A 13,041-nucleotide genomic window follows, 5' to 3' on the forward strand; every position below is an offset into this window, starting at 1 on the left:
AAGATAACGGACCGGGGATCCCGCCGCATCTCCAGGACACCCTGTTCTACCCGATGGTCAGCGGTCGCGAAGGCGGCACCGGGCTGGGGTTATCCATAGCCCGAAATTTGATTGACCAACACTCCGGCAAAATTGAATTTACCAGTTGGCCGGGACATACCGAGTTTTCGGTTTTCCTGCCGATTAAAAAATAAAGGTGACGTTTATGCAACGAGGGATAGTCTGGGTAGTCGATGACGATAGCTCCATCCGTTGGGTGCTTGAACGCGCGCTCACAGGAGCGGGATTGAGCTGCACGACGTTTGAGAGTGGCAGCGAGGTGCTCGACGCACTCACCACCAAAACGCCGGACGTTCTGCTCTCGGATATTCGCATGCCGGGAATGGACGGACTGGCGCTCTTAAAGCAGATCAAACAGCGCCACCCTATGCTTCCGGTCATCATAATGACCGCCCACTCCGACCTGGATGCTGCCGTCAGCGCGTACCAGCAGGGCGCGTTTGATTACCTGCCAAAACCGTTTGATATCGACGAAGCCGTTGCGCTGGTTGAGCGCGCTATCAGCCACTATCAGGAGCAACAGCAGCCCCGCAATGCCCCCGACTTTGGACCGACGACGGACATCATCGGTGAAGCGCCGGCCATGCAGGACGTGTTTCGCATCATCGGGCGTCTGTCGCGTTCGTCTATCAGCGTCTTGATTAACGGTGAATCAGGGACCGGTAAAGAATTGGTCGCACACGCCCTGCATCGCCACAGCCCGCGGGCGAAAGCCCCCTTTATCGCCCTGAACATGGCAGCGATCCCTAAGGATTTAATTGAATCTGAGCTGTTCGGCCACGAAAAAGGGGCGTTTACCGGAGCCAATACCATTCGTCAGGGACGCTTTGAACAGGCTGACGGCGGCACGCTTTTCCTGGATGAAATCGGCGATATGCCGCTGGATGTACAGACCCGACTGTTGCGCGTGCTGGCAGATGGACAGTTTTACCGCGTGGGCGGGTATGCGCCGGTGAAGGTGGACGTACGCATTATCGCCGCGACGCACCAGAACCTGGAGCTGCGCGTACAAGAGGGGAAATTCCGTGAGGATTTATTCCATCGTCTGAACGTGATCCGCGTCCACCTGCCGCCGCTGCGCGAGCGTCGGGAAGATATCCCGCGTCTGGCGCGCCATTTCCTGCAGGTGGCGGCCCGCGAGCTGGGCGTGGAAGCCAAGCAGCTTCATCCGGAAACGGATGCCGCCCTCACCCGTCTGGCGTGGCCGGGCAACGTGCGTCAGCTGGAAAACACCTGTCGCTGGCTGACGGTGATGGCCGCCGGCCAGGAAGTGCTGATTCAGGATTTACCGGCAGAACTGTTTGAAGCCACCGTGCCCGAGAGCACCTCAGGACATACGTTGCCGGACAGCTGGGCAACGCTGCTGGCGCAGTGGGCAGATCGCGCGCTGCGTTCCGGTCATCAAAACTTGCTCTCTGAAGCACAGCCTGAAATGGAGCGCACGCTGTTGACCACCGCGCTTCGTCATACCCAGGGCCACAAACAGGAAGCGGCTCGCCTGTTGGGATGGGGTCGAAACACCCTGACGCGCAAGCTGAAAGAGCTGGGAATGGAGTGATCTTACTCCGCTGTGTAAAGGTTACTAATTGAGCGCAAAGTGCCGTTATTTTGCGCTTTACTGTTCCGATGAGTTTTGTATGATCGTGCCCGGAAACTGGGGGGGTGCATCATGCTGGAATCATTAGTGACCTTGCTTTCGAGCGGTGCAGCAGAAAGCCATACGCCACAAACTGCCGTTGCGGCGGTATTGTGTGCGGCACTGGTTGGGCTGTTTAGCTAACGAGCTGTCGATGAAAAGCCGGGTGGCGGCTTCGCCTTACCCGGCCTACATAGTTGCGAGTTGTAGGCCGGGTAAGCGAAGCGCCTCCCGGCATTGCAACTTAAATCACGCGCGAGAACTGCTGTAAACGCGCTTTCTGGCGCAGATAGGCATCGAAGCACATGCAGATATTACGAATCAACAGACGCCCCTTCGGCGTGACTACCACCGCGCTCTCCGACACATCCACCAGCCCGTCCTTCGCCAGCGGCGCCAGAAGCTTCAGGTCTTCGGCAAAGTAATCGCTGAATTGCAGATCCCATTGCGACTCCACCTCGCGGAATTCGAGACGGAAGTTGCAGATAAGCGCCTTAATCACATCACGACGGATGCAGTCGTCGCGCGTTAACGCAATGCCGCGCCACAGCGCGTTGCCCGTTTCATCAACTTGCTGGTAATACAGCTTCAGCTCTTTTTGGTTCTGGGCGTAGCAGTCGCCAATCATGCTGATAGCGGAGACACCCATTCCGAGCAGATCGGTATCTCCCTGGGTGGTGTATCCCTGGAAGTTACGGTGGAGAACACCTTCGCGCTGGGCAATCGCCAGTTCGTCGTCAGGGCGGGCAAAGTGATCCATCCCGATAAACTGATAGCCGGTTTCGGTCAGCGAGGCGATGGTCTCCTGCAAAATGTCCAGCTTCTGCTGGGCGGAAGGCAGATCCGCATCTTTGATTTTGCGCTGCGCGGCGAACAGCGTCGGCAGGTGCGCATAGTTAAAGACGCTCAGACGGTCCGGGTTGAGCTCAGCCACGCGTTTAAGCGTGTAGGCGAAGCTCTCCGGCGTCTGCTTCGGCAGGCCGTAAATCAGGTCTATATTCGTTGAGGTAAAGCCGATTTCACGCGCATGGTTGAGTAAGGCAAAGATAAACGCTTCATCCTGCTCGCGGTTGACCAGGCGCTGTACTTCTTTGTTGAAGTCCTGTACGCCCATACTCAGGCGGTTGAAGCCTTCGGCGCGTAAATGATCCAGCACATCCAGCTCGATTTCACGCGGATCGACCTCGATCGAAATTTCAGCGTCGTGGTTAAAACTGAAATTGCCGCGCAGAAGCGCCATCAGGCGGCTGATCTGCGCTTTGTTCAGATAAGTTGGCGTACCGCCGCCCCAGTGAAGCTGGCTGACGTGACGGCCTTTAAACAGCGGTGCGCGGTGCAGAATTTCCTGTTCAAGCGCATCGAGGTATTGATCGGCTTTGTGCTGCTGGCGGGTAACGATTTTATTGCAGCCGCAGAAGTAGCAGAGCTTGTGGCAGAACGGAATATGGACGTAGAGCGACAGCGGGCGCTCGGGATAGCGCGCCACAGCATGCTGAAAATCCGCCTCGCCGAAAGCGTCAGAAAACTCCAGCGCGGTGGGGTATGAGGTATAACGCGGCCCGGAATAGTTATATTTCTGGATCAGGGCCAAATCCCAGTCGATAGATGGTACAGACATGCTCACTCCTTCCGTTGGTGTCGCGTTCGTATACGGCGGCCCGTTCTGGTCCCGTTGCGGGCCATCATTCGGGTGCGCAGCCACTTCTGTCGCCGCGACAACCGCCGTAGTTTAACGAATAACCACACCAGATAACATATAACCGGAAGGGTTATAAGCAGGACGAGTGTACCTGCCGGGTGCAAATGTTAGTTTCCACCTTTCAGCAGACGCATCATATCTTCCTGCTTTTCGTCTTCCTCTTCGTCTTCTTCATCATCGTAGGACAGACCCAGCTTCTGCATCAGTTCATCAATGCGATCCAGTTTGGCATCTACCCAGGACTGCTCTTCAGCGGTCAGGGTTTCACCCTCTTCAAGACGTTCCAGCAGCGCATCCAGGCGCTCATCGTTCTCCAGCATATCCAGCTCAGCCTGCGGTGAAAGCATAGGTTTCTCGCTCTTTGGTTTGTGCTGCTTAGTGACCGGCGTGTCTGTCACGCCCAGTGGAATGGGAGTTTTACTGCCGATACGAGGATCTTTCTGCTGTTTGCCTTTTGCAGAAGCGCCTGCGGCACCGCCACCGTTAGCACGGCTACCCGCAGTATGGCCACGATGCTTTTTATCGCGTTTGCGATCGCGCGCTTCCTGATTCAGTTCTTCGCGCGTTTTGCGGCGTGCTTTTGCAGGGCGTTTCGCGCCCGCAGCGGAGGTCGGTTTTTTCATGATGTTTTATCTTTAAGTCGTTTTCTTCAGTATAGAATTGCGGCGAAATCTAGCAGAAAGCAAGCAAAGAAAAAAGGCGACAGAGCAATCTGTCGCCTTTTTTCCTGACTCACAACCCTTAACGGGTCAGACATTCCCTGTTTGCCTTCAACAAACCCTGTTTATCCCTTGGCTACTACCGTCCGTGATACGGTTCCGTTTCCTGTTAAAAACGCCTCCAGGCGCCGGTCGTCCTGACAATCCTGAGTCTTCGCCTCCTGGCGCTCCTGACCCTTATCCTTAAGTCGTTTTCCTGCTGGCATCCTCGCCTTGACGCACACTTTACCTTGTTCTCTTAAACTAACAAGCAACGAAAAGGTACTAAACCGGATTTTCAGATAATTACTCATTAATAACTCTTTGAATTTTAATATTTTGAGTTTTTTAGTGCCTGCGATTTCTCTTAAATTTCTCATACGCTTAAGGGCAGATCTCTTACATTCCGTAGGGCTTTCACTTACACGTCAATGACGAAGGGAAAAGCCTTTTGCCCGCATTCAGGTATAATCCCCCGCAGATTACGATTTTTGGAGACGACCACGTGACTACCTGGAACTACCAACAGACGCATTTTGTCACCAGTGCGCCCGATATTCGCCACCTGCCCTCAGACACAGGGATTGAAGTGGCATTTGCTGGCCGCTCCAATGCGGGAAAATCCAGCGCCCTGAATACGCTGACCAATCAGAAAAACCTGGCGCGTACCTCAAAAACACCTGGCCGTACTCAGCTGATTAACCTGTTTGAAGTGGCTGAAGGCAAACGCCTGGTCGATTTACCGGGCTACGGTTACGCGCAGGTACCGGAAGAGATGAAGATCAAATGGCAGCGTGCGCTGGGTGAATACCTGGAAAAACGCATGTGTCTGAAAGGTCTGGTGGTGCTGATGGATATTCGACACCCGCTAAAAGATCTCGACCAGCAGATGATTGACTGGGCGGTGGCAAGCGATATTGCGGTGCTGGTGCTGCTGACAAAAGCGGATAAGCTGGCGAGCGGCGCGCGCAAGGCGCAGGTGAACAAGGTGCGTGAAGCGGTGCTGGCATTCAACGGTGATGTACAGGTTGAACCGTTCTCCTCGCTGAAAAAGCAGGGTGTGGACAAACTGCGACAGAAGCTAGACAGCTGGTTTAACGATCTGGAACCGGCGACAGAAGCGGAAGCAGAGTAACAACAGGCGCGGCGATGACCGCGTTTTTTTCGCCCGAAACTTTCCTTCCCGCAATAAAAAACGCCCCAGTCATTACTGACTGGGGCGGCTAAAATATTCAGCCAAATCCGATTACGTGAAGTAAAAGGTCTGAAAGATAGAACATCTTACCTCTGTACCCTACGTCGTTAACTCTACTCTTTTTTTGTCTCTTGAAAAAGCACTTTTTGTAGTTTTTTTTCATTCTTTACATAGGGAATTCTAATGATCGTCACAAAACGCGCGTACTTATGTTGCTTACTTACATAAAAAGCGCGTTATTCCGATAACGCTTAGTGAGCCTGATCCCAGTTTTCGCCGCTACCCACTTCCACCAGCAACGGAACGTCCAGCTTCATGCTGTTTTCCATCAGTTCATGGATCTTCTGAGAGACCTTTTCCAGGTCGTCTTTATGGACTTCAAAGACCAGTTCATCGTGTACCTGCATGATCATTTTCACGCGCGGTTTCTCTTTTTCCAGCCAGGCATCAACGGCGATCATCGCGCGTTTGATGATGTCTGCCGCAGTGCCCTGCATCGGGGCATTGATAGCAGCACGTTCAGCGCCAGCACGGCGCGCGGCGTTGCTGGATTTGATGTCCGGAAGGTAAAGACGACGGCCATCCAGCGTTTCAACGTAGCCTTTCTCTTTCGCCTGCGCGCGGGTACGCTCCATATATTCCAGCACGCCCGGATAGCGCTCAAAGTAGAGATCCATATACTTCTGCGACTCTTTACGCGGAATGTTGAGCTGGCGTGAAAGGCCAAATGCGCTCATGCCGTAAATAAGGCCAAAGTTAATCGCTTTTGCGCTACGACGCTGTTCGTTTGTCACGCTGTCCAGCGGCAGGCCAAACACTTCGGCAGCTGTCGCCCGGTGGATATCCTTCCCTTCGGCAAATGCCGTCAGCAGGCCTTTGTCACGCGACAGGTGCGCCATAATACGCAGTTCGATTTGCGAGTAGTCTGCGGAGACAATCAGATAATCCTCTGGCGCAATGAAAGCCTGGCGTATACGGCGGCCCTCTTCATTACGCACCGGAATGTTTTGCAGGTTAGGATCGGTTGACGAAAGTCGCCCGGTCGCCGCCACAGCCTGGTGATAGGAGGTGTGCACGCGACCCGTTTTCGGGTTGATCATCAACGGCAGTTTGTCGGTATAGGTCGATTTCAGCTTAGCCAGACCGCGGTACTGCAGGATAACTTTTGGCAGCGGATAATCCAGCGCCAGCTCTTCCAGCACCTCTTCAGAGGTTGAAGGCGCGCCGCCCGGCGTTTTCTTCAGCGGTTTGATACCCTGCTTTTCAAACAGGATGGTTTGCAGCTGTTTCGGTGACGACAGGTTAAATGCCTCTCCAGCAAGCTCATGCGCTTTCTGTTCAAGCTCGGTCAGGCGCTGCGCCAGCTCGCCAGAGTGATTATGTAGCACCGTTGGGTCGATTTTGACGCCGTTACGCTCAATGCGGGACAGCACAGGCACCAGCGGCATCTCAATGTTCTGGAAAACATTCAGCGGCCCTTCGTGCTTCTGCAATTTCGGCCACATTTTGAGATGCAGCTGTAGCGTGACGTCAGCGTCTTCCGCGGCGTAGCGGCCTGCTTCTTCCAGCGCGATCTGGTTAAAGGTCAGCTGATTTTTGCCCTTACCGGCAATTTCTTCAAAGGTGATGGTTTTGTGTTTCAGCCAACGATCGGATAAGGAATCCATATCATGGCGGCCCGCCACGCTGTCCAGAATGTAAGATTCCAGCATGGTGTCAAAAGCGATACCACGTAGCTCAATGCCGTAGTTTTGCAGAATACCGCGGTCGTACTTCAGGTTTTGCCCGACCTTCAGCGCTTTCTCGTCTTCCAGAATCGGCTTCAGCAGTTCTAAGGCGCGCTCGCGCGAGATCTGCTCCGGCGCATCCAGATAGTCATGCGCTACCGGAACATAGGCTGCCATACCCGGCTCCGTCGCGAATGACAGACCTACCATATTGGCAGATATGTTATCGAGACTGTCCGTTTCGGTATCGAACGCAAATACCGGTGCTTTTTTCAGCTTTTCAATCCAGGCGACGAGCTGCGACTCTTCAAGGATGGTTTCATAGTTATCGAATGAGAGCGCTGCCGCTTCTTCTTCTGCCTGCTCTTCGGCATCGACAACGATAGTTTCTTTCGGCTTCGCCGCAGCTTTTGCCCCTTTCGCCTGAAGCCATTTCCCGGCTTCGACATCCGTGGTCCAGCGTTTAAATTCGTATTTTCTGAACAGGCCAAGCAGTTCTTCTGCGGCGGGTTCCTGCACTTCAAGCTGGTCGCAGGTAAGCTCCAGCTCGACGTCGGTTTTGATGGTGGCTAACTGATAAGAGAGGTAAGCCACCTCTTTGTTATCGGCGAGCTTTCCGGCCATGGTTTTTGCACCACGGAAGGTAAGTCCGGCAATTTTGTCGGACTCAGCGTACAGCGTATCCAACCCACCTAACCCTTGCAGCAGCGCCTGAGCTGTTTTTTCGCCCACGCCCGGCACGCCAGGGATGTTATCCGAGGAATCCCCCATCAGGGCGAGGAAATCAATAATGAGTTCTGGCGGCACGCCATATTTGGCAACCACTTCTTCCGGGCCAAGAATGGTGTTGGTCATGGTATTAATCAGCGTGATCCCAGGTGTTACCAGCTGCGCCATGTCTTTATCACCGGTACTGATCAGCACCGGACGGCCAGCCTTTTCAGCTTCGCGCGCCAGGGTGCCAATAACGTCGTCAGCCTCAACGCCCGAGACAGCCAGCAAAGGCAGCCCCATCGCTTTGACCATAGCGTGCAGCGGTTCAATCTGCGCACGCAGATCGTCAGGCATGGGAGGACGGTGAGATTTGTAATGCTCAAATAATTCATCGCGGAAGGTTTTCCCCTTCGCATCAAACACCACGGCCGCATGGGTTGGGTGGTATTGCAGAATCAGGCTGCGTAGCATATTCAGCACGCCGTACATTGCGCCGGTAGGTTCCCCTGCGCTGTTGGTCAGAGGAGGAAACGCATGATACGCCCGATAAAGGTAAGAAGAGCCATCGACGAGTATAAGTGGGTTTTCTGGGATCTGAACCATAATGTCCGTGCCTTTAATTAATTTATGGGTAAAGGATGCCACAGAAGGATGAAAACATCAGGTTTTAGCGCTTTATACAGAAAAACATTTTGCGATCGTGAAGATCGCTCGCAAAAACAAACTGTGGATAAGTTTGTGCATATTTTTAATACAGGTGAATAACAGTTCTATAAAACTGATACTGAAAAATTATTTATCAAATAAAATCAATCATTTGAAATCAGATCACTTAAGATCCCATCCCACTGATGGTTATTTAGTCTATGTGGATATAAGACGTAAGCACCCTGTCTATATAGAAAATTTCGCTGCATGGCAGGAAAAGCCGCAGCCTCTTCGTGTGAAAGCGCCCTGGTCTGGGCCAATATCTGATAAGATCGGCGCCCAGCACCGGATAGCCGGCTGCTTAATTACAGCTAACTATCTGAAAAAATTCATTATGTCGAAAATACTCGCTGCGATAACCTTATTGCTAAGCGTCATTTTAACTATTCTGGTTACCATCGCCTGTTCTGTGCCAATCATCGTTGCCGGAATAATTAAGCTCCTGCTGCCCGTCCCTCCGGTATGGCGTGCAGTGTCTGCTTTTTGTAATTTTATGATGTACTGCTGGTGTGAAGGGCTGGCGATCCTGTTGTATCTGAACCCCTGGTTAAAGTGGGACGTGCAGGGCCTTGAGAAGCTGAATAAAAAGAACTGGTATCTGCTGATCTGCAATCATCACAGCTGGGCCGACATCGTTGTATTGTGCGTGCTGTTTCGCAAACATATTTCGATGAACAAATACTTTCTGAAACAGCAACTGGCATGGGTGCCTTTCATTGGTCTGGCCTGCTGGGCGCTGGATATGCCGTTTATGAAACGCTATTCACGCAGCTATCTGATTCGTCATCCGGAACGCCGCGGTAAGGACGTGGAAACTACGCGCCGTTCTTGCGAGAAGTTTCGCGCGCATCCCACCACCATAGTTAATTTCGTCGAAGGTTCGCGCTTTACCGAAGAGAAGCGCCAGCAGACTCGCTCTCCGTATCAGCACCTGTTGCCGCCAAAGGCAGCGGGTATCGCAATGGCCCTCAACGTGCTGGGTGAGCAGTTTGATAAATTGTTGAACGTAACGCTCTGCTATCCGGAAAACGACAGGACGCCGTTCTACGATATGCTCAGCGGCAAGCTGACGCGTATCGTAGTCCGCGTTGATCTGTTGCCCATCGATACGGAACTGCACGGTGATTACGTTAACGATAAAAACTTCAAACGTCGTTTCCAGCTTTGGCTCAATACACTCTGGAAAGAGAAAGACGAACAGATAGCGGAGTTAAAATCTTCATACAAAAACGCCGGTCAATGACCGGCGTTTTCTTTATGTTTGTTACTTCATCTCAACCAGGTGTTTCACGGTATCAGCGTACTGTTGTACGAAGATATCCATACTGGTGGTGTCCATACCACGCATATTTACCTGGTATTTACCGTTAACATACATCGCTGGCACGCCCTGCAACTGGAAGTCAGCGGCAGCTTTTTCCTGCTGTGCCACGAGAGATTTCACCACAAAACTGTTCCAGGCAGCGTCGTAGTCTTCACCTTTCACACCGGCATCAACAAACACTTTACGGATATCTGCCGTAGTTTGTACGGTCTGGGTTTTCTGTACGGCTTCAAACATAGGCGCGGTGATCTTATCTTCCACACCCAGCGCAATCGCAACCGCCCATGCCTGAGTCAGATCTTTACCCAATGGGCCAAGGAACTCAACGTGGTATTTCGTCATTTTGGTGCCTTCCGGCAGCTTTTTCTTCACGTTGTCAGAAACATGAAGTACCTGCTCAAACTCGTAGCAGTGCGGGCAGTAGAAGGAGAAGAACTCCAGCACCTGAGGCTCGCCAGCTACAGGCTTGTCCAGCGTAATGTACTGCTTGCCGTCGGTAAACTGCGCAGCAGTTGCGCTAAATGCCAGAATCATACCAGCCAGCGCCAGCCAAATTTTTTTCATGATTAACTCTCTCCTGGGTGTGTCCAATTAATACATCGGCGTTAATTGCAGAGGGGGTTCCTGTAGAACCTTAACCTGCTCGGTAAATGTGGATATCTGGTTGCGCCAGTAATCCTCCCCGGTAAGCCAGGGGAAATTTCGGGGAAAAGCCGGGTCTTCCCAACGCCTGATTAACCACGCGAGATAATAAACAAATCGCATCGCACGTAAAGGCTCTATCAGGGCAATTTCGTCTGAATTAAAGGGGCTAAATTCTTCATAAGCTTCAATTATGGTCTCAAGCTGCATGCGCTGCTCGGCTTTATCACCGTTGAGCAGCATCCACAGATCCTGCACCGCAGGTCCCATACGAGCGTCATCAAGATCGACAAATAGCGGGCCGTCGCGCCAGAGAATATTCCCGGCGTGGCAGTCACCGTGCAGGCGTAGAGCGGTAATATCATCCCGCCAGCAGGCTTTTACAGCATCAATAAGCTTATCGGTCGCCGTGAGGAAATTATCCTTAAGCGCCTTTGGGATCAGCGCCGATGTTTCGAATACCTCTCGCGGCTCAATAAGATATTCCTGAACACCAATCGTCGGTCGGGCAACAAACGATTTTTTACGTCCCGTCTGATGAATGCGCCCCAGATAACGGGCAACCCATTCCATCTGATCGATATTATCTGCCTCAAACTGTCTTCCGCCCAGGCTCGGAAATACCGCGTAGTAAAAACCCTGATGGGTCAGCAGCGTTTGGTTATTAAATTTGAGCGGTGCCGCAACGGGAACATCGTCATCCAGCAGATCGTGGGCAAACTGATGCTCTTCCTGAATTTGTTCTGCGGACCAGCGCTGTGGCCGGTAAAACTTTACGACAAAGCGCTGGCGCTCTTCGTCCTGAAATTGGTAGACACGGTTTTCGTAGCTGTTTAAAGGGGTTAACCCGGAATCCACCCGAATACCCTGCTCGAACAGCGCATCCATAATGGTATCCGGGTGTAGTGTCTGGAAAGTAAAAGCCTGGTCGTTCATCCGATCATCCGGAAATTATACGAATGATTCAGGATATCATCTTGTGGCGATTTCGGTGGCTCCGCTTACAAGCTTTTACTCTTTAATTACGCCTCGGGCGCGCAGTAATGCGGTTTTAAAATCCTCTTCATAATCTTTCTGAATACCAGGAATAACAGCATCTTTAGCCGAGTCACGCATTTTGAGGTGGTAGATCAGGATGTCGTCAGAAAGGTCTGCCAGTTCGCCATCAAAACCTGACTCTTTCGCCAGTTTCTGTAAAAATTGCATCAGATTCAGCTCTGGCTCTTTTTGCCAGGCCGGCTGGAGAAGCTCAATGACTTCATTAAGACGTTTACATTTCATGGTAGTGCTCCTTTCATTTAGAGAGACACGTTAGCAGGGTCAATCCCACAATAAAAGAGGCGATATTCGTGAATCAATGCCAGGAAATCATCGGGGTCGTTCTTGCCGGAGGCAGGGCAACGCGAATGGGCGGAAAAGATAAAGGTCTTCAGCTCCTGAACAACACCCCCTTATGGCAGCATGTTGCTGATACCCTGGCAAATCAGGTGTCGTCGATGGCGATCAGCGCTAACCGACATGTTGATATTTATCAGCGCAGTGGGTATCCGGTTTATCAGGATAAGCTTGTGGACTACCCCGGCCCGCTGGCGGGAATGCTTTCCGTTATGCAGCAGTCGCACGGAGAGTGGTTTCTCTTTTGTTCATGTGATACGCCCTTCATCCCGTCCTGTCTGGTTGAACGTCTGGTGCAGCGGTGCGAGGGTGCTCCCGTCGTCTGGGTACACGACGGCGAACGCGACCATCCGACGATCGCATTGATTAATCGCTCGTTAATATCTGCGCTGGAAGATTACCTGGCCGCAGGAGAGCGACGCGTCATGGTATTTATGCGCCAGTCAGGAGGGCATTCCGTTGATTTCATTGACATGAAATCGGCGTTTGTGAATGTAAACACGACGGAAGATTTGCAGATGATGCAGGAGAAGAAATGATACCCGTATTAGCGATCTCTGCCTGGAGCGGCACCGGGAAGACTACGCTGCTAAAAAAGCTGATACCTGCACTTTGCGCTAAAGGTATTCGTCCCGGATTGATTAAGCACACGCACCATAACATGGATGTCGATAAGCCGGGGAAAGATAGCTATGAGCTGCGTAAGGCTGGCGCTGCACAAACGATGGTGGCGAGTAACCAGCGCTGGGCGTTAATGACAGAAACTCCGGATGAAGCACCGCTGGATCTCGCTTATCTTGTCAGCCGGATGGATCATTCCACGCTGGATCTGGTGCTGGTTGAGGGGTTTAAGCACGAGGCTGTTGCGAAGATCCTGCTGTTCAGAAACGGTGCCGGGCATGATGTAAGTGAGTTAACGCTGGATGAACATGTGATTGCTGTGGCCAGTGACGCTGCGTTGACGCTGGAAGTACCGGTTCTGGATTTGAATAATGTGGAGGGGATTGCAGAGTTTATTTTGGCGTGGTGTGCAGTCTGAGATCTGCCGGGTGACGGCTTCGCCTTACCCGGCCTACCGTTTTTCGACGTATAAACGCAAAAAGGCCATCCTTGCGGATGGCCTCTTCACTTGTTTTATGCCTGGCAGTTCCCTACTCTCACATGGGGAGACCCCACACTACCATCGGCGCTACGGCGTTTCACTTCTGAGTTCGGCATGGGGTCAGGTGGGACCACCGCGCTA

Annotated in this window: 14 protein-coding genes and 1 rRNA gene; 7 read left to right on the forward strand and 8 right to left on the reverse strand. The window is 52.3% G+C overall.

Annotated elements, in window-relative coordinates; translation table 11 throughout:
- The 3 genes from ACOTX2_RS21565 to ACOTX2_RS21575 all read left to right on the forward strand — a co-directional run.
- Positions 1-194: ATP-binding protein (locus ACOTX2_RS21565; RefSeq protein WP_421625979.1), on the forward strand; the 194-nt coding region annotated here is incomplete at its 5' end.
- An 11-nt stretch (positions 195-205) separates the two neighbouring features.
- Entirely contained in the window at positions 206-1,618 is a 1,413-nt protein-coding gene (gene glnG / locus ACOTX2_RS21570) for a nitrogen regulation protein NR(I) (protein WP_038416956.1), read from the forward strand.
- A gap of 111 nt (positions 1,619-1,729) precedes the next feature.
- Positions 1,730-1,840, forward strand: a complete 111-nt coding sequence (locus ACOTX2_RS21575) for a YshB family small membrane protein (RefSeq protein WP_017382667.1) — start codon at positions 1,730-1,732, stop codon at positions 1,838-1,840.
- Between the two features lie 100 nt (positions 1,841-1,940).
- Here ACOTX2_RS21575 and hemN read toward each other — a convergent pair whose 3' ends face one another.
- The 3 genes from hemN to ACOTX2_RS21590 form a co-directional block, all read right to left on the reverse strand.
- Positions 1,941-3,314 (reverse strand): oxygen-independent coproporphyrinogen III oxidase, encoded by a 1,374-nt coding sequence (gene hemN / locus ACOTX2_RS21580; protein ID WP_032626916.1) that lies wholly within the window; start codon positions 3,312-3,314, stop codon positions 1,941-1,943.
- A gap of 188 nt (positions 3,315-3,502) precedes the next feature.
- Positions 3,503-4,018, reverse strand: a complete 516-nt coding sequence (gene yihI / locus ACOTX2_RS21585) for a Der GTPase-activating protein YihI (RefSeq protein ID WP_022649854.1) — start codon at positions 4,016-4,018, stop codon at positions 3,503-3,505.
- Between the two features lie 161 nt (positions 4,019-4,179).
- A complete protein-coding gene (locus ACOTX2_RS21590) occupies positions 4,180-4,407 on the reverse strand; it encodes a hypothetical protein (protein ID WP_022649855.1) in 228 nt (75 codons plus the stop codon).
- Between the two features lie 191 nt (positions 4,408-4,598).
- Between ACOTX2_RS21590 and yihA the strand changes: the two genes are divergently transcribed.
- Positions 4,599-5,228 (forward strand): ribosome biogenesis GTP-binding protein YihA/YsxC, encoded by a 630-nt coding sequence (yihA, locus tag ACOTX2_RS21595; protein ID WP_003861913.1) that lies wholly within the window; start codon positions 4,599-4,601, stop codon positions 5,226-5,228.
- A gap of 311 nt (positions 5,229-5,539) precedes the next feature.
- Here yihA and polA read toward each other — a convergent pair whose 3' ends face one another.
- The gene (gene polA / locus ACOTX2_RS21600) at positions 5,540-8,332 is read right to left on the reverse strand and encodes a DNA polymerase I (protein WP_045308732.1); all 2,793 of its coding nucleotides are present in this window, start codon (positions 8,330-8,332) and stop codon (positions 5,540-5,542) included.
- Positions 8,333-8,771: 439 nt separating this feature from the next.
- On the opposite strand from polA, the gene ACOTX2_RS21605 reads away from it, so the two are divergent.
- Positions 8,772-9,680, forward strand: a complete 909-nt coding sequence (locus ACOTX2_RS21605; RefSeq protein WP_063148354.1) for an acyltransferase — start codon at positions 8,772-8,774, stop codon at positions 9,678-9,680.
- Positions 9,681-9,701: 21 nt separating this feature from the next.
- On the opposite strand, the gene dsbA is transcribed toward ACOTX2_RS21605, so the two are convergent.
- The 3 genes from dsbA to ACOTX2_RS21620 all read right to left on the reverse strand — a co-directional run bounded on the left by dsbA (position 9,702) and on the right by ACOTX2_RS21620 (position 11,684).
- Positions 9,702-10,325 (reverse strand): thiol:disulfide interchange protein DsbA, encoded by a 624-nt coding sequence (dsbA, locus tag ACOTX2_RS21610; protein WP_022649858.1) that lies wholly within the window; start codon positions 10,323-10,325, stop codon positions 9,702-9,704.
- A gap of 27 nt (positions 10,326-10,352) precedes the next feature.
- Entirely contained in the window at positions 10,353-11,339 is a 987-nt protein-coding gene (locus ACOTX2_RS21615) for a serine/threonine protein kinase (RefSeq protein ID WP_022649859.1), read from the reverse strand.
- Positions 11,340-11,414: 75 nt separating this feature from the next.
- Positions 11,415-11,684: a YihD family protein gene (locus tag ACOTX2_RS21620; RefSeq protein ID WP_003861904.1), complete on the reverse strand. Its 270-nt coding sequence runs from the start codon at positions 11,682-11,684 to the stop codon at positions 11,415-11,417.
- 68 nt (positions 11,685-11,752) lie between these two features.
- On the opposite strand from ACOTX2_RS21620, the gene mobA reads away from it, so the two are divergent.
- Positions 11,753-12,337, forward strand: coding sequence for a molybdenum cofactor guanylyltransferase MobA (gene mobA / locus ACOTX2_RS21625; RefSeq protein ID WP_063148338.1), 585 nt, complete (start codon positions 11,753-11,755; stop codon positions 12,335-12,337).
- A complete protein-coding gene (gene mobB, locus ACOTX2_RS21630; protein WP_022649861.1) occupies positions 12,334-12,837 on the forward strand; it encodes a molybdopterin-guanine dinucleotide biosynthesis protein MobB in 504 nt (167 codons plus the stop codon). Before mobA ends, mobB begins: the two co-directional genes overlap by 4 nt.
- A gap of 99 nt (positions 12,838-12,936) precedes the next feature.
- On the opposite strand, the gene rrf is transcribed toward mobB, so the two are convergent.
- Positions 12,937-13,041, reverse strand: a 5S ribosomal RNA gene (gene rrf / locus ACOTX2_RS21635); the annotation flags it as partial.

Source organism: Enterobacter cloacae complex sp. IR5412, assembly GCF_049237385.1.
Taxonomy (GTDB): domain Bacteria; phylum Pseudomonadota; class Gammaproteobacteria; order Enterobacterales; family Enterobacteriaceae; genus Enterobacter; species Enterobacter intestinihominis.

Bases quoted from the DNA above. Each gene is read 5' to 3' on its own strand.
- hemN (WP_032626916.1), bottom strand. From the start codon at position 3,314: ATGTCTGTACCATCTATCGACTGGGATTTGGCCCTGATCCAGAAATAT.
- mobB (WP_022649861.1), top strand. From the start codon at position 12,334: ATGATACCCGTATTAGCGATCTCTGCCTGGAGCGGCACCGGGAAGACT.
- ACOTX2_RS21605 (WP_063148354.1), top strand. From the start codon at position 8,772: ATGTCGAAAATACTCGCTGCGATAACCTTATTGCTAAGCGTCATTTTA.
- dsbA (WP_022649858.1), bottom strand. From the start codon at position 10,325: ATGAAAAAAATTTGGCTGGCGCTGGCTGGTATGATTCTGGCATTTAGC.
- ACOTX2_RS21620 (WP_003861904.1), bottom strand. From the start codon at position 11,684: ATGAAATGTAAACGTCTTAATGAAGTCATTGAGCTTCTCCAGCCGGCC.
- ACOTX2_RS21590 (WP_022649855.1), bottom strand. From the start codon at position 4,407: ATGAGTAATTATCTGAAAATCCGGTTTAGTACCTTTTCGTTGCTTGTT.
- ACOTX2_RS21615 (WP_022649859.1), bottom strand. From the start codon at position 11,339: ATGAACGACCAGGCTTTTACTTTCCAGACACTACACCCGGATACCATT.
- yihI (WP_022649854.1), bottom strand. From the start codon at position 4,018: ATGAAAAAACCGACCTCCGCTGCGGGCGCGAAACGCCCTGCAAAAGCA.
- polA (WP_045308732.1), bottom strand. From the start codon at position 8,332: ATGGTTCAGATCCCAGAAAACCCACTTATACTCGTCGATGGCTCTTCT.
- glnG (WP_038416956.1), top strand. From the start codon at position 206: ATGCAACGAGGGATAGTCTGGGTAGTCGATGACGATAGCTCCATCCGT.
- ACOTX2_RS21575 (WP_017382667.1), top strand. From the start codon at position 1,730: ATGCTGGAATCATTAGTGACCTTGCTTTCGAGCGGTGCAGCAGAAAGC.